This window comes from Pseudoalteromonas sp. NS-SX12 (genome assembly GCF_057367955.1).
In genome coordinates this window covers 43,758-64,015 of record NZ_CM170635.1, presented here as the reverse complement: position 1 = coordinate 64,015, position 20,258 = coordinate 43,758, and the positions used below count along the sequence as shown (strand labels likewise).

Below are 20,258 nucleotides of genomic sequence, written 5' to 3'. Positions count from 1 at the left end.
CGTTAAGCCGTTTAGCTAAAGCAAACTGTTTAACAATTGTATTGGGTGTTTGGGTTTGTTGCCGTTATTAAAACGTTTAACTTGCGAGCGACACGAAAACCCAGTTGCAACAAGCTGTTCAATTGGTGTGTTATCAACCGTTTGTTGCCAGCTCATTTCATAAAGCGCACGAGATTTATCTAAGTTTTGCGTTTCATGGCCATAAGTGCCCGCCATACCACAACAGCCCGTAGCTTTAGCATTGAGTGTTAAACCAAAATTAGCAAACAGGTTTTGCCACACCTTACTGGCATTTGGCATTGCCGTGGTTTCAGTGCAGTGATTAAGTAACACAAAATGATTATCAGTGTTTGCTTCTTTTTGCTCAAAGCGCTGCGTTTCAAACCACTCGTGGGCCAATAACACATGGAAATCGCCACGCTGCTGGCCAAGTGCTTGGTTATATTCGTCGCGATAACACATAACAAGCGATGCATCTAACCCTACCATAGGAATATCCAGTTCCGCTATCTGGTTTAAAAATGCAGCACTGTTTTTCGCTGTTTTTGCAAACTCGTTTAAAAAGCCTTTTACATGCTGTGGCTTACCATTTGGTTTAAACGGCAATAGCACTGGCGTTTTTCCAAGTTTTACCAGTAACTGGCAAAAATCTTCCACTAATTCAGCTTCATAAAAGCTAGTAAATGGGTCTTGTACAATTAAAACAGTTTGCTTTTTTTGTGATTCATCCAGTGTTTTAAGCTGATTTAGATTAAACGCAAACTGCTTCGACACGCGTTTTATAATGGCGTTGTCGCTTAATAATGGTGAATCCACATAACCGATTTGGTTTTTCAAAAAGCGTTCTATAAACCCTAATTTTAAAATAGGGTTTACTAGAAAGTGTATTTTGCTTAAAAGCGGCGCTTGCGATTCAATATTAGCCACTAAGTAATCTTTAAGTGGGCGTTTATAACGGGCATGGTATAAATTTAAAAAGCGCGCACGGAAGGTAGGTACATCCACTTTAATTGGGCATGCCGTAGTACACGCTTTACATGCCAAACATTCATCCATCGATTCTTTCACTTCATGCGAAAAATCGTACGCACCTTTGGCTTTTTGTTTTGCGAAAATGCGTTTTTCCCACCATGACTTAGTCTCGCCTTTCGCTATCGCTTTTTCGCTTTCGAGTAGTTCTATGCCCTTTTCACTTTGTAAACGCATCCATTCACGCATCAAACTGGCACGCCCTTTTGGTGAATAACGTCTGTCTTTTGTTACTTTATACGATGGGCACATAGGTGAGTGGCTATCATAGTTATAACAAAGACCGTTACCATTACACCCCATGGCATTATCGAAGCTGTCTTTAATGGTGATCGGGATTTGTTTATCGAAATGTGCACGCTTAGCATCGTCAACACTAACAAGCTGCTCTTTTGAGTCGAGTGGCGTACAAATTTTACCTGGGTTTAACCGATTAAGCGGATCGAATGCTGTTTTGATCTTTCTAAGTTCAGTAAACAAGGTATCGCCAAAGAATTCTGGGCCATATTCACTACGGTAACCTTTTCCGTGTTCACCCCACATTAAACCACCGTATTTAGCGGTTAGTTTTACCACTTCATCGGAGATATGACGTAGTAATTTTTCTTGAGTTGGGTCGCACATATCAAGAGCAGGCCTTACGTGCAATACACCAGCGTCGACATGGCCGAACATGCCGTAGTTTAAGTTGTGTGAATCAAGTAATTGCCTAAATTCAGCAATAAAGTCTGCAAGTGCTTCTGGTGGTACTGCCGTATCTTCGGCAAATGCCAATGGCTTTTCTTTGCCCTTTACATTGCCAAGCAAGCCTACCGCTTTTTTACGCATGGCATAAATTTTTAGAATATCGGCCTTAGAATGGGTTACCTGATAACCAATGATCCCAGCTTGGTTATTTGCCATTAAGCTATCCAGCTTTGCCAATAAGCCATTTACTTTATCATCGATATCCGCCTGATTTGTCGCATTAAACTCAACCATGTTGAGACCCTGCATATCTTTACCCGGCACATCCTCAATCAAGCTTGAAACTGAATGCCAAATTATGTCTTCTCGGGCAAGATTAAGTACACGGCTATCAACGGTTTCAACCGAAGTCGCTTTGGCGTCCACTAAAAACGGGGAATTACGAAGCGCTGAGTCAAAGCTATCGTATTTAATATTGATCAGCGTTTTAAATTCGGCAATCGGCGTAATATTGAGTTTGGCTTCACAAACAACCCCTAACGAACCTTCTGAGCCCGTAATAATGCGGCTTGCATCTAATGTTGTTAGTTCGTCATTGAGAATATTTTCTAAATCATAACCTGTTAAAAAGCGGTTTAAGCGGGGAAATTTCGCTTTAATTTGGTCGCGTAAATTTATGCCGGTATCGAGTAATTGCTCATAAATCTTTCCCCGTGTTGATTGTTCTTCGGCGTATGTTTTAGCGGTATTAACAGCAACGGGTGCGGTATCGAGTTCAGTGCCATCCACCAGCATGGTTTTTAAGCCAAGTACATGATCGGATGTTTTACCATAAACAAGCGAGCCCTGACCTGACGCATCGGTATTTATCATACCGCCAACCGTTGCACGGTTACTGGTCGAAAGGTCTGGCGCAAAGAAAAAACCATAAGGACGTAGAAAATCATTAAGCTGATCTTTAATCACACCGGTTTGTACACGCACCCACTTTTCTTCAACATTAATCTCTAAAATCTCACGCATGTGGCGCGATAAATCAATCACCATGCTATGCGTTAGCGATTGACCATTGGTGCCTGTACCGCCCCCACGCGGTGTAAATTTGATTTGCTGATATTTGCTTTGATTTGCAAGAGAAAAAATCAGTTGAATATCTTGGCTTGTTTTTGGGAATAAAATACCTTGCGGTAACGCCTGATAAATACTGTTATCAGTTGCGGTTACAATGCGCGTTGCATAGCTGGTGTCAATTTCGCCACTGTAGTGTGTCGTTTTTAACTCAGCTAAAAACGCATCAGCTAAGGGCGATAAGGTATCTTTTTGATCTATTACTTCAATCATTACTTGCTCGGTGACGGGGAACAGGGTTTGCACTCATTATATCAAAGAAATACAGCGAGTTTTGCTTCATATTTACAGTTTGTAACATCATTTATTCGCGCACTAAACCAAATTTTTTATACTATGAATAAATATCGTGTTTATACGTAAATTTATGCGTTTAGGATGCTACAGATGAAAAAAATGATAAACCATGTGTTTGCAGCAATGTTTCTGGCGCTTGGCTTGCTTTTTATGGTGGTGCCAGGCCCATCACTGATCTTTTTTATTGCAGGTTTACTGTTATTGGCGTTTTACTATCCTTGGGCAAGACGCTATTTAAGCCATTTTCAAAAAGCGCTTAAATCATCTTGCCAGTTTATCGATAAAAAATTAGCAAGGCGTTAAGTTAAAATCGGTTTTAAAACATACATTCATGCTGCTAGCTTAACTAGCAGCGTAACGGTCGCACTGTAATCCATCTAAGATTAAACTCATCCTACACTACTTAGAAATAAGTTAAGCGAAACGCTGCAGTAACTCAGCGTAGGTCTCAAATACATAATCTGCTTGATGCGCATAATCTGGAGTTTCGAACTCGCAAAACAGCGCACTTTCTACACCTGCATTTTTAGCAATGTTAATGTCGTGAAGATAATCCCCTATATATAACAAGTTAGCAGGTGCAATATTCCACTTTTCTGCCAGCATAAGTAACGCTGTAGGGTCGGGTTTTGCCGGTGCATCTTCGCGAGTTATTACAGTATTTATTGGAATTTGATTGTTGGCTATTTTTATAGAACTTGCTTCAACACTGTTTCGCGTAATAATCGCGGTGGGATAGTTTTTATTAATTAAATACTGCACGAAGTGCTCAGCCCCTTCAATCCACTTTGCACTGTGGGCATCGTCAAGTTCTAAACGCTTTATTGTGTGATTCGCGATAGCCTGTTTAGGCTCATCTAACGCATCAACAAACTGCAATATGTCTTGCTCTAATGGGCAGCCAATTTCCGTTCGCATAGTTTTAAAACACAATTTGCACGTAACCAATGTACTGTCTAAATCGAAAATTACGCCTTTGATGTGTTTCATACTGCCTCTGTGTTACTTGCTTTTAACGTTATACAACAAAAATACGCTAACAGATTAGGTTGTAAATGAATTAATTAAAATTCTTAGCTAACTAATTTGTTATTTTTTTTGATAATAATTATCATTTGATATTGATTGTTACAATATAACACTTTATATTGTGTGATGTTGTAACATATCAATTGGAGCTTATATGAAACCTGGTATCCACCCTGATTACGGAAAAGTGGTTTTTCACGACACAGCAGCAGATGCATATTTTTTAGTTGGTTCAACCATCAAGACCGATCGCACAATCGATTATCAAGGTAAAACATACCCTTATGTGGCGATAGATGTATCGAGTGAATCGCACCCGTTTTACACAGGTAAGCAACGCGCTGCTCAATCTGACGGCCGTATTGCGAAGTTCAATAAGCGTTTTGGTAAATTAGGAAGCAAATAATGCAAGTTTTAAGTTCTTTAAAAAGCGCGAAAAAACGCCACCCTGATTGCCAAATCGTAAAGCGTCGCGGTCGATTATTTGTAATTTGTAAATCAAACCCACGCTTTAAAGCTGTACAAGGCAAAGGGAAAAAGAAAAAATAGTTTTATGAAACGAAAAAAAGGCGCATTGAGCGCCTTTTGTTTTGTCAGCTTTATACTGATGACATATCAGTTAAAGGAACTGGTTAATACAATTTATTTAGCGTGCTTCTCACCTAGGTATAACCAAGTTTCAAGCACTGTGTCTGGGTTTAACGACACAGAATCAATACCTTGATCCACAAGCCAAGCTGCAAAGTCTTCGTGATCTGATGGACCTTGACCACAAATACCGACATATTTACCTTTAGCTTTAGCTGTTTGAATTGCCATTTCTAATAGCTTTTTAATCGCAGGATTACGCTCGTCAAATAAATGGGCAATTAATCCAGAGTCACGGTCTAAGCCAAGCGTTAACTGAGTTAAGTCATTAGAACCGATAGAGAAACCATCGAAATACTCTAAGAACTCATCTGCTAATAATGCATTAGATGGCAGCTCACACATCATAATTACTTTTAAGCCGTTTTCACCGCGCTTTAACCCGTGCTCTTCAAGTAGCTCAATTACGCGCGCTGCTTCTTCTAACGTACGCACAAATGGGATCATGATTTCGATATTGGTCAGACCCATATCGTTGCGAACACGTTTAATCGCTTCACATTCAAGGGCAAAACAATCGCGGAAATCTTCTGAGATATAGCGTGATGCACCGCGGAAACCAATCATTGGGTTTTCTTCTTCCGGTTCATATTGCTCACCACCCACTAAATTCGCGTATTCGTTTGATTTGAAATCAGACATACGCACAATTACACGCTCTGGCGCAAATGCTGCACCTAGTGTTGAAATACCTTCAACAAGTTTGCTGATATAAAATTCAACCGGACTTTCGTAACCTGCCATCATAAAATCAATATCAGATTTTACGTCGTCAGACTGAGCATCATAGTTAAGTAGTGCTTTCGGATGTACACCAATCATGCGGTTAATAATGAATTCAACACGCGCTAAACCAATGCCTGCATGTGGTAATCGCGCAAAGTCGAATGCTCTGTCTGGGTTACCCACATTCATCATAATTTTCATTGGTAGTTCAGGCATTTCATCAACGCGAGATGTTAATACCTCATAATCAAGTAAACCTTGGTAAATGTAGCCAGTGTCGCCCTCAGCACAAGAAACTGTCACTTCTGCGTTATTTTCAATGGTGTCAGTTGCGTTACCACAACCAACTACTGCAGGAATACCTAACTCACGTGCAATAATTGCTGCGTGACACGTACGGCCACCACGATTTGTAACAATCGCTGCGGCACGCTTCATAATCGGTTCCCAGTCAGGGTCGGTCATGTCGGTTACTAGTACATCACCTTGCTGTACTTTATCCATTTCATCAATTGAGTTAAGTACGCGTACTACACCTTTACCAATTTTATGACCAATAGCACGGCCTTCGCATAACACGTTTGACGAACCATTTAGTTGAAAACGTTCCATTACATTAGCGTCTTCGTTAGAACGCACAGTTTCAGGACGCGCTTGTACAATATACAGCTTGCCGTCATTACCGTCTTTAGCCCATTCAATATCCATTGGGCGACCATAATGCTTTTCAATGATCACTGCTTGTTTAGCAAGTTCCATTACTTCTTCATCAGTAATCGAGAATTGATTTGAGCGGGTTTGTTCAATATCCACTACTTCTACTTGCTTACCGTGAGATTCATCGCTTGAATAGATCATCTCAACTGCTTTTGAACCAAGCGTACGGCGCACAACCGCAGGGCGATTTGCCGCAAGTGTTGGCTTGTGTACATAAAATTCATCTGGGTTAACGGCGCCCTGCACTACCATTTCACCAAGGCCATAGCTTGATGTTACAAATACCACATCTTCAAAACCTGATTCGGTATCAATACTAAACATTACACCTGATGAGGCTTTATCAGAACGGACCATGCGCTGAATACCCGCTGACAGTGCAACACCACGATGATCGTAACCTTGGTGAACACGGTACGAAATTGCACGGTCGTTAAATAACGATGCGAATACGTGCTTAATTGCCACCATTACTGCGTCAATACCGCGCACGTTTAAGAAGGTCTCTTGTTGCCCTGCGAAAGACGCATCTGGCATATCCTCTGCAGTTGCTGATGAACGAACCGCAAATGAAACATCTTGATTTTCATCACCATGAAGCGTTGCATACGCTTCACGAATCGCAGAATCTAAATTACTTTGGAAAGGTGTATCGATAATCCATTGACGAATTTCACCGCCAACGCGTGCTAGTTCGTTTACATCATCAACATCAAGCGTATCAAGTACATTGTGGATTTTGTCGTTGAGGCCTGATTGGTCTAAAAACTCATTAAAAGCATCAGATGTTGTAGCAAAACCACCAGGCACTGTTACGCCTGCGTTTGCTAGGTTAGAAATCATTTCACCGAGGGAAGCGTTTTTACCACCAACACGTGGTACGTCATTCATACCAAGTTCTTGATACCAAAGTATATATTGCACGGAAATTCTCCATAAGCAAAAGGTTGTGAGAGTGTGTTATCTAATCCTAGTTGAGATAACATCAAGTTGCTAAATGTGAACGCCTATTACATCTGCGATAAATTTGAACGGGTAGCAGGGATTAAGGTTTCGTTTAAAGCGAGCATGATTTTACATAGATGAACAAACCAGGTAAAGCGAGCAAAAACGACAAAATCAAGGACAAATACCCGAAAAACAGTAAAAATTAACCTTAAATGCGTTAAAACTGCATTTTTATGCTAGTGACACCGGTGCCAATAGCAAAATTAGAATAAATCATAACAATAAATTTTTTTTAATATGATATTAAATAAGTGTTTAAAGCCCTAATTTGAAGCAAAAGCGGCATTAAAACCAATAGCTCCCCCCCGATAAGCACAACTCGATTATTTTTGACTTATACACTCCAAACACATTAATACGCTCTAATGCCAAGAACTGATATTTTAGAGCCTGTAAATCGACCCTAAAGCAAGTCACTGCGAGCAACGTTTTGTCGTGAGCAGCAACGATTAAAGTGCCTTGTCAGGATATGTTAATTGGTTTAACATTTCTGTTAACGTGTATTTCGGCAAAGGAGTCGCCGTTTAAATACACCAAAACCTTACAAATAATTCATTAGCAAGCAGTTGAAAAACATGGAATATGCAATGAGACGCGCAGACTTTTACAACCGAAAACGTATGGTGCATTTGGCATCGTGCGCCGCTTTTATCATCTCGACCATTTTAATAAGTTTGATCCTCGCAGAATGGCATAAGAAATCCCTAGCGTGGGTAAAAAATGGCTATTTAGCACAGGGAACAATCGTAAATCTTGATAACAACCCAAGTAAGCTTAATACGCTATTGCAGCGGGCAAGACTTCATACCGCTTTCGCAATTACCTACAGTGTAAAAATCGATAACGCACTGTTTAAAAAAAATGCCTATGTAGATCAGCACGTGTATGCAAGTTTGAGCGAAGGTAAATCGGTTCCAGTATACATTGCAAAAAATGGCGAACAGCACAACTTAAAGAGCAATATCGATGATCAACTAGCGCAATCACATCTTATTTATTATTTATCTAAAACCGCCGTCATTACTGTGCCGGTATTTTTAATTTTTCACGCGCTGCTAATGCTGATATTTGTTCGCACTCGCGCAAATATCTTGCTCAAAGGGTTCTATACTAAGCACTCTTGGTTAAATACCAACGACAATGTACTAATTTGGTTAACCAATTCGCAAATCATCGTTATCCGCTTTGAAAAACATCAAACTAAAATGCTGGCTCAGTTATATCAACAAGAAGAGTTTTTAGACGATTTAATTGCCAAGCTTAAGCGTCCTAATATTTACGCAATTGATATCGCAGATATTAGCGCAATTGAAAGTGAATATGCCTCACCAAAATTATTGGTATCAACTGCGAATCAAGCCTATAAACTTAGCTTTATGAATTACGGGTTAAAACATCACGCATTAACTCAAATCGCACAACATCTACCCGCACACCTTATTCACAGCGTTAGCAAGAAATCACGGATTATGGGATTTATGCCATGGTTTTTGCTCTCAGTGCTTTGCGTAGCAGCCGTTTTACAATCAAATAATCACGCGCTTATGTTAATAATTGCTGCGATTTTTGTACTAAAGCTATTACCGAAATGCATTTTTCATATTTGTTCGCCACGCGAAGTACAGCGCTGGCGAATACCTGATATTTGATACAGGTTACATAAAGAAAATTAAGCAGATGCAGCCTAGTTTAGGTTGTGTCGTGTTTAATTATTTGCTCTTATATAAGCGCTCTCACAACAAAAAAATAAGGTTATTATGCGCAGCGCATTTTATATATCCGATGGTACCGCAATTACCAGTGAAGTATTTGGCCATGCTACCTTGTCGTTATTTCCTGTAGAATTTAAACACATCACAATCCCGTTTGTTGAAACTGAACAAAAAGCATACGAAGTTAAGTTGCAAATAGATAAAGCATTTAAACTAAGTGGTGAAAAGCCTTTAGTGTTTTTTACCTTTGTTGATCCCCAGTTGAGCGACATCATTTTATCGTCACAAGGCCAATGCTTTGATTTTTTAACCGCATACAGCGGCCAAGTAAAAGACACAATTGGCGTTGAACCTGTTCCACGTACACACCGAACTCACTCAATCCATGAAAAAAGCTACGATTTCAGAATCGATGCCGTTAACTATGCACTTGCAAACGACGATGGCAGCAATTTAAAAGATTATGATGAAGCCGATATTATATTGGTGGGTGTGAGTCGCAGCGGTAAAACGCCCACCAGCTTATATTTAGCACTTCAATACGGCATAAAAGCAGCTAATTACCCACTTACTGAAGATGATTTAGATATGATGCATTTGCCGAACGCGCTAAAAAACCACAAAAAGAAACTGTTTGGTTTAACAATAAATCCTGAGCGCCTTGCGGCAATTCGTAACGAACGTATGGCAAACAGCAAATATGCATCGCTAAGGCAGTGCCGCCTTGAGGTGCGAGAAGCTGAAATGCTCTATAAGAAAAATAAAATCCCTCATTTAAGTTCAACACACTTTTCAGTTGAAGAAATCTCCGCGAAAATCCTCGCCGAAACCGGTTTAGAAAGACGCAAATACTAGCGCGTACTGGTTTACACCATCTAATATCTTGCACCTAAAGTCATATAAGTTTTAGGTGCAATACACATGAATACGTCGACAATGATCTTAAGTAGATTTACACCGTATCAAACTTATAGTGTATTCATTTGTCACTTTGTTTGTGCCATATTTATTATGTAGGGATTTTGTTAAATAAGGAGCGTCTTAACCTAACCGCGAGAGACTATGCGCGCAGTACTTTTTAGCTTGTTACTTTTCAACCATGGTTTGGCCTTTGCTCAGATCATCGATATTTATATTCGCGATGATGTGTATAAGGATTACCAAACGTTTGTCGATGGCCGTGACATTGCCTCAATCTCCAATTTTAAAGGAAATGCAATTAGACGCGATGTAGTCGATATGATAATTGCACAAAAGGCGCTTAAATTAGGCGGCTTTCACCACAGTTTCAATTACATTCCAGGTAAAGTAAATTTTCGTAATACACGCATGCTCGAAACCGGTAAGCTTTTGATTAGTTTCGATACTTATTGGTTATCTGACGCACATGCTAAAGCCAAATATTTACACATTAGCAAACCGGTGATCCGTCAAGGCGAATATATTGCTGGGGTTTATACTAAAGCAGGACGAGAAAAAGCCCTTGGTTTAACTCAAATTAGCGATTTTAAGCGTTTAAGTGCGGTATCAACACCAAAATGGCGCACCGATTGGAAAACGCTCTCAGATTTACCGCTCAAAGAGTTAGTCATTGAACACGAATGGATCAGTATGGCGCGTATGGTGAATACCGGCTGGGTTGACTTTATGTTAATGCCATTTAATTCAACTGCCGACCAAAGTTTTAAACTTGATAAAATCAATTTGTTACCCGTGCCAAATGTTGCAATAGAGCTAAAAGACAGTCGTCACTTTGTTATTAGCCGCAATCACCCTCTTGGCTCACAAGCATACCTAGCCCTTGAAAAAGGGCTAAACATGTTACGAAACCAAGGCGAAATAGAGAAAGCCTATACACAAGCCGGCTTTTTTGTTGATAAACAGAATTTAAATATAATTAATGCACAATAAGACTAAGCGCTATCAAAAACAAGCGCATGATTTACATTGGATTAAAAACGCCTAACTTGCTTTGTCAGATTCAATTTTTGAAATTTTGTTAGTTGTATGTGTGCTAATTAATGCCGCTCAAATGCAACATTTTTTCTTAAATTAAAATGAATAACAGACGTTTATCTAATCATATTTAGACAATTATGAGTTAGAGACAACGGACGGTTCTGTGCCAACAACTGTCATTCGTGCTAATTCTATTACCACTGTATTTCCAAACACATCTTCTATTACCACTGTATTTCCAAACACATCGGTTAGCTACTTTGTCGTTCTAAAGGGTTACCTTCTTCTTCAATTAACTCACCTGTTTTTGGGTTAAAAATAGCTTTATAGACTGGCTTCCATTCTATTTTTATACCTTCAATATTTGTATTGTAAATCAATAACTCTTTATCAGCGCCTTCAACCCCTTTTTTATAAAGCAGATGATACAGCCCAGTATAATCCTCTAGATATTGAAATATAGCCGTGCTTTTGTCATAACCAAGACGAATATAGTAACAAGGAATAAAGTTTACCGAAGGGGCCTTTTTTACATAGCGCTCTATCGTTACTTTTAATTCTTCCCATTGGAAAAATCCTTTCCCCGGAACTTCTAGCCCATTTTCATATGCTGTTGCAGCTAAGCTCCTTGTCTTTTTATATGTAGACACAACCAGCCATATTGCAATCAATGCGATTAAACACCATGCAGCAATAAATGGAGGGTCTATGTACTTCCCATCACTATAGCCCGAACCAAGCATATATCCAGTCCAAATCAATATTACAATGAAACTCCAAGCCCTAAATATATACTTGTACAGAGGTTGTTGTTTCCCACGGTAGTGCTTAATGAAACTGCCTTTATTATTCATTTATTTTTATTTGCTAATTGTTTTTGCCAAACTCACATGGGCTTTTATTTTGCACACTTGATGCTTATTTAGCAACGGCCATTGTTCGCTCATTACAGCCGGATACATAATTAAATCCAAGGGTTATTTCCTCGCAGTGCCCAGACTATGAAAAGCGGATTTTGACCAAACCGTTACGCTTTAAAATTCATCTACGAGATTTGGTTACATCGGTCACCCATGACCTCAATTGCTCAAGCTGCGAAGCGTTGCTTAATAGCGTATGTATTCATATTTAAGTGAAAGATGAAGAGTTGTTTGATTTAGGAGCAAATTTTGGTTCATTTTTGTCTCGTAACGAACATGAATAAGAGCGCATCATAGATGGTGTGAGACTTAAAATTCAGGGACTAATTTGTACACCCACTAAGTTTAAAAACGGGTTAGCTACATAACACTCTATTACTTGTGGTTTGAGCAAAATTTTATCAGCAACTACTCCTCATTCAGAATTACCTGTCGGTCAAAATAAAGCCCATATCCAAAATGCTAATTTTGATATGAGCTAATTTAAAAACTTAAGTTAAAAAGAATGTTTTAACAACAATTAATAGAAATCACGTTATTTACTGCGGTGTTTAAAACTAAAGCTCTTTTCTTTTACTAAATCACCACTTTTATTTGTTGGTGTCGTGTAAAAGTTAACGTTTAACTCATCTTGGTGGTTATCGAGTTCAATATGGGCAAATCCCCAAGTGAAAGCCTTATTCCAAATAAGATCGTATTCTTGATATTGACGCTCTTGATAGTTTGCAAGGCCGCGATGTACACCACGCATTTTAGACGCAGCGCCACTAATTATAAGCGGTAATGGTGGTTTTTTATCAGTTGAAACACGCGAACAATCATCCGTTAATAACTCTAAATCATGTTCATGTCCTGCAATATAGGCATCTGCGTATTGACATAGTTCAGGCAAAATTAAGCGTCTTAATACATGGCCTTCATCGTATTTTGTACCGCCAATTGACCATAAAATATGGTGACCATAGACAATTTTCCATTTTGCTTTTGAGGTTTTTAAGCCATTAGCCAGCCACGCAAGCTGTTTATGATCTTCACCATCAAGCGGTACTTCGTGTTTTTCAATGTCTTCGACTTCTGCCTGCCCTTTAGCAAGAGCCGTTGCTAAACCCTGCTCGCTGCCATCTGTTGCTAGTGGGATTTCATAGTAATGCTGACCTGATAACAACATATTGGTGTCTAACACAAAAAATTCCACATCATTCCCGGGCAAGCCTTTTGTAAAACGGTAATATCCTTGTTTATCCATGTGGAAATTAGGCTGTTTTGCCATCCAAGCTGTTTGTAATGCAACCCCTTTACGCGATGTTTTCCAGTCATGGTTACCTAACGCCGAGTACACAACTAACTCAGGTTGCTGCTCAAACAAAGGTTTTAGCGGCGCTAAAATAAGGTCGTTCATGCGTTTCTGGTCGTCTTTTCCATCATTTGCATCGGCGCCATCAGGGTAAATATTATCACCCAGTTGAATACCAAACTGACATGCAACGTTTTGGCAAAGCGTTGCCATTGCCTTTCCTACACTTGCTGCTCCTGTGTCCTCAGTGGCAATCTCGGTGCCCGGATAAACATAAATTGGGGCGTGGCCAAACTCTTCGATTGGGCGGTGCTCTTCTAGCCAATCTTTTTTTTCAGCAGCAATAAACTCAGCTTTAGTTATTGGCTTTGTTACGTGTTTTTGTTTTGGATAATCTGGGTGGTAGCCGCCATCGCCAAATGCTAAAAACGAGATATGCTCGTTGGAAAACGCTGGCAATGCGCTCGTTGCCAATAATAAGCTTGTTAAAATGGTTATTTTTTTCATATAAATAGCCGCTAGCGATGGCTAGCGGCACCTCATTTAGAAAGATGTAAAAGTAAATCCAAGTTCGAACGAACGTCCGTATGTTTCATATTGTAAGCTGTAACGCTCATTACCATGCGACAAATAATATGGCTCTTCGGTAATGTTCACGGCGTTAAAGTACACTTGGGTTTGTTGGTTGATATAGTATTTAGTACTTAAATCAAGTTGGGTATGGGCTTGTTCGTAAACCCCTTTATCTCCAAGCTCATATTGATACGCTTCGCTTTTGTAACTGGCGCTTAAACGTGCACTAATTTTAGCGGTTTCATAACCAAACATGAGATTAGCAACGGTATCAGATTGATTTGGTAACTTATCATCAGCATCAACAAAGGCACCATTGGCTGAAAACATCAAACCATTTTTAAAGTTCTTGGTCCACGCTAATTCAACACCTGAGAGTGACGCGCTGCCACCGTTGATTGGCTGCATTACTTCAGCAAAACCATTCCAAGAGCCATTGTCTTGTACTTCGGCCATTACAATAAAGTTATCAATATCTTTGTAGAATAGGCCCGCCGACATTACACCAATATTGCCTGGGTAATATTCAATCGATGCATCAAGGTTAAGTGATTCGTACGGGTCTAGATCCGGATTACCTACCTCAGCCTTACGCTCAGTGATTGTTTCGCCATCTTCATCAACAATTTCGGTCTCAATTAATTGATAAGCAGCACTGTCGCCAAATGTTGGGCGAGCAATGGTATTGGTGTAGGCAAAACGTGTAATAAGCTTTTCGTTTACGTCATATTTAACATTTAAACTAGGTAAAAAGTGGCTGTAATCTTTATCTACTTGCCACGGTGAAATTTCTACAAATTCACTGTCATTAATGTCATCAGCAACTAATTCAACACGGTTACCTGCGGTTGAAAATGACGTGTCTTCATAACGCACACCTGCAACAATATGCCATGCATTGATATCCATCGTGATCATGCCGTATGCCGCTAAAATGTCTTCATCACTGGTATAGCTTTGTCCAAAGCTATCAATTTTTGAATCAATGGCGTTTACATCAAAGTTTGATTTATTAGCGTTAACAAATTGTGCAATAGCACTGCGCGACAATCCTGGTCCAAATGAGCCCAAATCATAATCTGGTGCACCCACTGCAAATTGACTTGCTAATGCATCGTTAAAGCCGCCATCAAAAACAACCACGTTTACATCGTTAAATTTTTCCCGCGTTTGGTATTTTGCACCAAATTTCAACTCAGCATTGTTGTTTTGCCACACAAAATCTTTACTGATATCAAACTTCACGCTTAGCGCTTCATCTTCCGACACATTGTTTTCACTTACAATTTCATCAAGCTCAAAGTTTGATAAATCATGGGCGTTTGGCGAGTGAGCTAAATCAGGTGCATCATTCGTCGTGTTATAGCCTAAAATGAAGCCTTCGCCGGCGAAGTCCGCATCAATGCGATCAGGTTCTTTTTCATTTGATTTCGAATACCCTAAATCGTATTCAACAAACCAATCGTTTAGGTGATTTTTACCGCCTAACACCATAGACAGAATTTGCTGTGTCTCGTAGCGGTCTTTTGTATCGCGGTCCATTTCTGCGTCAACAAATGTCGCTGAGTTGTCGCTGATGCTATCTTCAAGCACAGTACCTTTATCAAACTTATATTCATTGCGTAAACGGAATTCATCATCAGCAAATTCACTCCACAAAGTACGCAAATAATATTCAGAGTTGCCTGTTGTTTTATAATCTAAGTTAAGTGCAGCACCTAAGCGTTCACGGGTTACTAGATAATGACGTTGTTCAATCTCCTCAGCGCCGAAAAAGTTTATGTCGTCACCACTTGATTGGCCTTCAACTTCCATCTCATTCCAGCCACCATCAACTTCTGAATTGTGTGAGCCAAACTTGCGTTCAAACCAACTTATCGCAGTTGCAACACCGAGTTCATTGCCGTTATCTAATTCATATACGTCAGTAAAGCTTGCTGATATTTTTGGGCTGCTCTCACTTACTTGCTCATTGTAAGACCCTTGTACCGTGGCACTGTAGCTTTGCCCTTCTCGGTCAAATGCACTTAAGCTTTTAACATCAATCGAACCACCTACTGCACTTGCGTCCATATCAGGTGTCACGGTTTTGCTAACTTCTAAACTTTGCACTAGTTCGCTTGGGATCACATCCATCGCAACGCTTCGCACGCCAGCTTCTGGCGAGGGTACGTTAGCACCGTTAATCGTTACATTGTTTAGATTCGGGTCAATACCACGTATACCAACAAAGCGCCCTTCACCTTGGTCGCGTTGAATAAACATACCAGGTAAACGCTGCAGTGCTTCTGCCGCGTTTTGATCTGGCAATTGGCCGATAGAGTCACTACTCACAATCGATTTTATACTTAATGCGTTTTTCTGACGGTTAATAGCACCGGCTTGTCCCGCTCTGGTGCCAACTACTATCATGTCTTCTATTGCGGTTTGAGCCGACGACAAGCGCACATTTTTATCTACAATGCCACTTTCGTTAATTGTTACATTGATTGTTTTAGGCAAAGCACCAAGGTACGAGATGACTAACGTGTAGTCACCCGCAGGCAAGTTAGTTAACGAATACGAACCATCACGCGCGGTCACAACACTTTTATTGAGTTCTTGAATTTCGACTTTAGCACCTTCGAAATACACTTTTTGATTAGCATCGCTAACGCGACCAGAAACGGTATTCGCTGCTACTTGGCAGGATAAACAACTAGCAAGTACAGCAAGAGTAAGTTGCGTACGCTTAAAAACTGACGGTTTATTACTTTCCATTATTATTCTCTTTCAGGGGTTAAGGCATATGCCGAGAGATTCTGTTGTCTAGCGCTCGATGCTGAGACAGCGCTACCCTACTTGGGAGATATGAAAAAAATATTGCAGTACAATCAACTAAGTACTGATATGGCTTAAAAATCACTTGCTTTACTGTGTTATGAGCTAAATTAACCCCCTCACATCAACCTAAAATGCCTTTATCCCTGTAAGAACTCAATTTCTGTCATAAAATTGATACCTTTTATGAGCTAATCTAACCCTACTCATATAGCTTAAAACCCAAGAAAATGAACAAAAAACCTGTTCAATTATTATGAAAATCACCAACCTTATGCTGCACAAACATTTGGTCTTTGCCTTTTTCACCTGCTTACTACTTCTGGTCATGTCGTTTATACACATGAGTAACGCAAAACCCGTTGCCAGTATAAAATGGCTCGATGTTATTGGTGAGGGCGGTATTGCTGTGATTACCTTATGCTGGTTAATTGTTACGCTTTACACCCGCCCGAAAGGAAAGTTAACCACGCTGTTATTCATTGGCATCAGCATGGTGCATTTTTCCATGTTACTTGACCTGCTCGATGAATTTTTTCGCTACAAGAATGAGTATGCGTGGTTTTCACGGCTTGAGGCGATTCCCGCAGTACTTGGGCTCGTGATGATGAGTTTCGCCCTTTACTACTGGCATAAAGAACAGCAAATAATTAATAATCGTTTAATTAAAAGCGAGCGTTTTTATCGAGAACACAGTTTTTACGATATGATTTCGGGACTGTATTCAGCAAGTTATATGAAAAAGCAAATTGCCGCTGAGCTTGTTCATTTCAATACCCATAACACACCATTTTGTATAAGTGTATTCGACATAAAATCGTTTAATCTTTATTTGCGCGAACAAGGCCGATTATCAGCCAATAAACTATTACATGATATTGCCAGCTTAATTCAAGTAAACATTCGCGATAGTGATTTAGCCTGCCGTTACGCTGGAGACCGCTTTATTGTACTGATGCCAAATACTAAACAGCATCAAGCCCAAGTAATTAACACCCACGTTGCAAATATGGTTAAGCAACACGTCTTGTACTTTGACAATAAAACCCTTTTTAACGCAATTCATCAGTCAAGTATTGAGGTAACGCGTGGCGATGATGTGACCTCTTTGCTGATGCGATTAAACCACACCCTAACGCTACAAAAACAGGTGGCATAGTGTGTCAAAAGTAACGTTTTTTGAATGCAGCGATAACGTAATTCCGAGTGCACTTTTGTTATTGCCTTTGCTTGAACTTTGTCAGCAGCAAGGCGTAGATATCAGTAAAGTGCTAAACGGCAGTAAATTGGCTTATTACGACCTGTTAAAAAGCGACATAAACATTAGTTTTGATCAGTTAGCAGTCTGTTGTCACAACAGTTTGAATTTATTGCCGCATAACGATTTTAGCTTTCAAATTGGTCAACAGTTTTTTAATCATTACAATTCTGAGGTAAAAACCGCAATTGTAAACGCGCGCAATCTAACGCACGTATTCAAGCTGCTCAGGTGCTTTAGTAATGAGTTTTTTCCGGTATGTAAATTTAGCGAATTTAACAGCGAACAACAGCGGCATTTTGTTATTGATGTGGGAATTAAACATTGCACCGAGCGCGTTGAACGTTTCTTTTATGAAACGTTAATAAGTATTGTGTGCCACTTTATTGACTGGCGTTTTCCAGAAATTGATATCACTATACAATTACCATTTAAAGCACCTAAACATCTTGAGTATTACCACACATTTATAAAACACCCTGTGATATTTGATAAGCCCTTGCTGTTGATATCGATAAAGAGCGAACAGTCGAATGTACCAGCTAAAGACAGCAGCACTATCTTAAGGCGCCAAGCATTTTATAAGCTGACTAAAAAACAAAAATTAAACAGCCTACTTACCGTTCTAGCTCGCCACATTGCCTGTAAACCAAATACAACGTTAGAAACTGCCGCAGCCCATTTATCTATGAGTCCGGCAACATTAAAACGCAAATTACAGGCTCACAATACCAGCTTTAAGTACGAGAAAGATCAGGTACTTAAAAACGTGACCTTGTTTCACTTAATGCAAACGTCTGCATCAAATCAAACCATCTCCGAAAAACTGGCAATCAATGATTTAACCAATTTCCGTCGCCTGTTAAAGCGTTTAACGGGAAAAACGCCAAACCAGTTACGTTTGGCGAAATAACCCTTTTAATTATCGAAAGCTCGGCATAATTGCCGGAAGACCCGGTAACAACCCTACCAATGCCATTACACCTGTAAGCACAACAAACATAATAAGTGGAATAATCCAGCGGTTCATTGACGTTAATTCTTTAGAGCGTTCTTTACAGCCAATCAGGCCTAAGTTATCCAGTAACATGGTTAAAGACCAACCAAATGCAGGGTTTACCAACGCAGATGAGAACACAACAATTGCCGCTGATTGTGTAGTTTTACCTTCGCGAGTCATTTCCATGCCTGCTTCAAGTAATGGAATAAACACACCCACAATAAGTGCAACACACAGCACAGGTTGCCAAATAGCAAGATCCATTGGGTAGCCCCAAATACCAGCAATAATACAAAATAGCGCGGTTAACACGGCTCCTGCCGGAATAGGACGCTTAGCAATAGCCGCAGGTACAATGTATGTGCCCCAAGATGACGTAAAGTTTGCACCGCCCATAATTGAACCGAATGTTTGGCGTGCTGACGCACTTAACATAGTGTCATCAATGTTCATTTGTACTTTTTCAGTGCGCTCTGGGTAGCTAATTTTTTGAAACACTTGGTGACCCAAGAAATCAGGTGACCACATAGCCACTGCAAGCACAGCAAACGGTAGCACTACAATAAAGCTCTCTAGGGTGGGTAAACCTAACATCCAACCGGTGCTTTCACCCCACCAATACATCGGATCCATATTTGGTAAACCTGGACCTGTTTTAAATTCAAACGGCGCGCCTAACGTAAAGGCAAGGCCACCACCTAGTAAACAACTTAGCGGCACAGCAAGCCAGCGCTTCTTAAAATGTTCAAGTAACGCATAAAGTAAAATCGTGGTGAAAATAATAACAAACGCAATATGCGCCATATTTATGCTTTCAGCCCAGGCAAATAGCTTTTTAACCTGCGACGTCGTGCCAATAAAACCAAGGTAAAGCAACAAGCCCCCACATACGCCCCGACTGGTCAATCCCGCCAGCACACTGCCGCCCTTACTTATCGCAAGCAGCAAACCAAATGCGCCAATTAACAAACCAAACGCCATTGGGTGACCGCCAGCAGCGACGACAATTGGAATAAGCGGAATAAGCGGCCCATGGGTACCTGCAAGGTTAGCAGTAGGTAATAAAAAACCAGAAAACAGTAAAATAAATAGTGAGACCAGTAATAACTCGTAGCGCACGTTTTCAAGTATAAAGCTATCACTTAACCCTAATGGGCCAGCAAACGTCGCTGCAATTGCGCCTACCATAACCACTTTGCCTATGGTGCCGGCCATTGCTGGAATGGTATCTTCTAATTCAAAACGATAATCACGAAACGGTAAATTAGGGCGCCAGCGTTTGGGCTGCATAATTTGTAATTCATGCTCTAAATACTCATCGCGCGTGTTGAATTCAGAGCTTGGTTTGTGAAGCGATTCATAACTTGCACTATGCGTATCGCAATTGGTGTCTGTTGGTGTTGTCATTGCATCTCCTACTACAGATGAGATTTTTATTATGAAAACACCATAG

The 20,258-nt window shown here is 40.1% G+C and carries 15 protein-coding genes; 8 read left to right on the top strand and 7 right to left on the bottom strand.

The features are described from left to right. Window positions 1-15: 15 nt before the first annotated feature. The gene (gene ydiJ, locus AC2IOM_RS14495; protein ID WP_486360180.1) at window positions 16-3,057 is read right to left on the bottom strand and encodes a D-2-hydroxyglutarate dehydrogenase YdiJ; all 3,042 of its coding nucleotides are present in this window, start codon (window positions 3,055-3,057) and stop codon (window positions 16-18) included. Window positions 3,058-3,231: 174 nt separating this feature from the next. On the opposite strand from ydiJ, the gene AC2IOM_RS14490 reads away from it, so the two are divergent. After that, on the top strand, window positions 3,232-3,444 hold the full coding sequence (locus AC2IOM_RS14490; protein ID WP_486360179.1) for a PGPGW domain-containing protein: 213 nt from the start codon (window positions 3,232-3,234) through the stop codon (window positions 3,442-3,444). A gap of 111 nt (window positions 3,445-3,555) precedes the next feature. Here the strand turns inward: AC2IOM_RS14490 and AC2IOM_RS14485 are convergent, their stop codons facing one another. Continuing rightward, entirely contained in the window at window positions 3,556-4,131 is a 576-nt protein-coding gene (locus AC2IOM_RS14485; RefSeq protein ID WP_486360178.1) for an HAD family hydrolase, read from the bottom strand. 193 nt (window positions 4,132-4,324) lie between these two features. Here AC2IOM_RS14485 and AC2IOM_RS14480 point away from each other — a divergent pair, with 193 nt between their 5' ends. After that, window positions 4,325-4,576, top strand: a complete 252-nt coding sequence (locus AC2IOM_RS14480; protein ID WP_010559267.1) for a type B 50S ribosomal protein L31 — start codon at window positions 4,325-4,327, stop codon at window positions 4,574-4,576. Then, window positions 4,576-4,719, top strand: a complete 144-nt coding sequence (ykgO, locus tag AC2IOM_RS14475) for a type B 50S ribosomal protein L36 (protein ID WP_010559268.1) — start codon at window positions 4,576-4,578, stop codon at window positions 4,717-4,719. The genes AC2IOM_RS14480 and ykgO overlap by 1 nt, the downstream gene beginning before the upstream one ends. Window positions 4,720-4,812: 93 nt before the next feature. On the opposite strand, the gene ppsA is transcribed toward ykgO, so the two are convergent. Next, window positions 4,813-7,185: a phosphoenolpyruvate synthase gene (gene ppsA / locus AC2IOM_RS14470; protein WP_336436871.1), complete on the bottom strand. Its 2,373-nt coding sequence runs from the start codon at window positions 7,183-7,185 to the stop codon at window positions 4,813-4,815. Between the two features lie 671 nt (window positions 7,186-7,856). Here ppsA and AC2IOM_RS14465 point away from each other — a divergent pair. From AC2IOM_RS14465 to AC2IOM_RS14455, 3 genes are all read left to right on the top strand, one after another. Beyond that, on the top strand, window positions 7,857-8,918 hold the full coding sequence (locus AC2IOM_RS14465) for a hypothetical protein (RefSeq protein ID WP_486360177.1): 1,062 nt from the start codon (window positions 7,857-7,859) through the stop codon (window positions 8,916-8,918). 108 nt (window positions 8,919-9,026) lie between these two features. Continuing rightward, complete coding sequence (gene ppsR / locus AC2IOM_RS14460) at window positions 9,027-9,836, top strand: posphoenolpyruvate synthetase regulatory kinase/phosphorylase PpsR (RefSeq protein WP_486360176.1); 810 nt, start codon at window positions 9,027-9,029, stop codon at window positions 9,834-9,836. Between the two features lie 207 nt (window positions 9,837-10,043). Beyond that, on the top strand, window positions 10,044-10,892 hold the full coding sequence (locus tag AC2IOM_RS14455; protein WP_486360175.1) for a hypothetical protein: 849 nt from the start codon (window positions 10,044-10,046) through the stop codon (window positions 10,890-10,892). Between the two features lie 299 nt (window positions 10,893-11,191). Here the strand turns inward: AC2IOM_RS14455 and AC2IOM_RS14450 are convergent, their stop codons facing one another. From AC2IOM_RS14450 to AC2IOM_RS14440, 3 genes are all read right to left on the bottom strand, one after another. Continuing rightward, entirely contained in the window at window positions 11,192-11,794 is a 603-nt protein-coding gene (locus AC2IOM_RS14450; protein WP_486360174.1) for a hypothetical protein, read from the bottom strand. A 601-nt stretch (window positions 11,795-12,395) separates the two neighbouring features. Beyond that, window positions 12,396-13,661, bottom strand: a complete 1,266-nt coding sequence (locus AC2IOM_RS14445) for a metallophosphoesterase (protein WP_486360173.1) — start codon at window positions 13,659-13,661, stop codon at window positions 12,396-12,398. 36 nt (window positions 13,662-13,697) lie between these two features. Next, complete coding sequence (locus tag AC2IOM_RS14440; protein WP_486360172.1) at window positions 13,698-16,487, bottom strand: TonB-dependent receptor; 2,790 nt, start codon at window positions 16,485-16,487, stop codon at window positions 13,698-13,700. A gap of 403 nt (window positions 16,488-16,890) precedes the next feature. Here AC2IOM_RS14440 and AC2IOM_RS14435 point away from each other — a divergent pair, with 403 nt between their 5' ends. Together AC2IOM_RS14435 and AC2IOM_RS14430 are read left to right on the top strand one after the other, a co-directional pair. Next, a complete protein-coding gene (locus tag AC2IOM_RS14435; RefSeq protein ID WP_158683403.1) occupies window positions 16,891-17,706 on the top strand; it encodes a GGDEF domain-containing protein in 816 nt (271 codons plus the stop codon). A 1-nt stretch (window position 17,707) separates the two neighbouring features. Next, on the top strand, window positions 17,708-18,718 hold the full coding sequence (locus AC2IOM_RS14430) for a helix-turn-helix domain-containing protein (RefSeq protein ID WP_486360171.1): 1,011 nt from the start codon (window positions 17,708-17,710) through the stop codon (window positions 18,716-18,718). Window positions 18,719-18,727: 9 nt separating this feature from the next. Here the strand turns inward: AC2IOM_RS14430 and AC2IOM_RS14425 are convergent, their stop codons facing one another. Then, window positions 18,728-20,212 (bottom strand): DUF3360 family protein, encoded by a 1,485-nt coding sequence (locus AC2IOM_RS14425; RefSeq protein ID WP_486360170.1) that lies wholly within the window; start codon window positions 20,210-20,212, stop codon window positions 18,728-18,730. Window positions 20,213-20,258 lie beyond the last annotated feature (46 nt).

What these genes read in the sequence shown, in the direction of transcription:
- ydiJ (WP_486360180.1), bottom strand. Translation starts at nt 3,057, where the DNA reads ATGATTGAAGTAATAGATCAAAAAGATACCTTATCGCCCTTAGCTGAT.
- AC2IOM_RS14490 (WP_486360179.1), top strand. Translation starts at nt 3,232, where the DNA reads ATGAAAAAAATGATAAACCATGTGTTTGCAGCAATGTTTCTGGCGCTT.
- AC2IOM_RS14485 (WP_486360178.1), bottom strand. Translation starts at nt 4,131, where the DNA reads ATGAAACACATCAAAGGCGTAATTTTCGATTTAGACAGTACATTGGTT.
- AC2IOM_RS14480 (WP_010559267.1), top strand. Translation starts at nt 4,325, where the DNA reads ATGAAACCTGGTATCCACCCTGATTACGGAAAAGTGGTTTTTCACGAC.
- ykgO (WP_010559268.1), top strand. Translation starts at nt 4,576, where the DNA reads ATGCAAGTTTTAAGTTCTTTAAAAAGCGCGAAAAAACGCCACCCTGAT.
- AC2IOM_RS14465 (WP_486360177.1), top strand. Translation starts at nt 7,857, where the DNA reads ATGAGACGCGCAGACTTTTACAACCGAAAACGTATGGTGCATTTGGCA.
- ppsR (WP_486360176.1), top strand. Translation starts at nt 9,027, where the DNA reads ATGCGCAGCGCATTTTATATATCCGATGGTACCGCAATTACCAGTGAA.
- AC2IOM_RS14455 (WP_486360175.1), top strand. Translation starts at nt 10,044, where the DNA reads ATGCGCGCAGTACTTTTTAGCTTGTTACTTTTCAACCATGGTTTGGCC.
- AC2IOM_RS14450 (WP_486360174.1), bottom strand. Translation starts at nt 11,794, where the DNA reads ATGAATAATAAAGGCAGTTTCATTAAGCACTACCGTGGGAAACAACAA.
- AC2IOM_RS14445 (WP_486360173.1), bottom strand. Translation starts at nt 13,661, where the DNA reads ATGAAAAAAATAACCATTTTAACAAGCTTATTATTGGCAACGAGCGCA.
- AC2IOM_RS14440 (WP_486360172.1), bottom strand. Translation starts at nt 16,487, where the DNA reads ATGGAAAGTAATAAACCGTCAGTTTTTAAGCGTACGCAACTTACTCTT.
- AC2IOM_RS14435 (WP_158683403.1), top strand. Translation starts at nt 16,891, where the DNA reads ATGAGTAACGCAAAACCCGTTGCCAGTATAAAATGGCTCGATGTTATT.
- AC2IOM_RS14425 (WP_486360170.1), bottom strand. Translation starts at nt 20,212, where the DNA reads ATGACAACACCAACAGACACCAATTGCGATACGCATAGTGCAAGTTAT.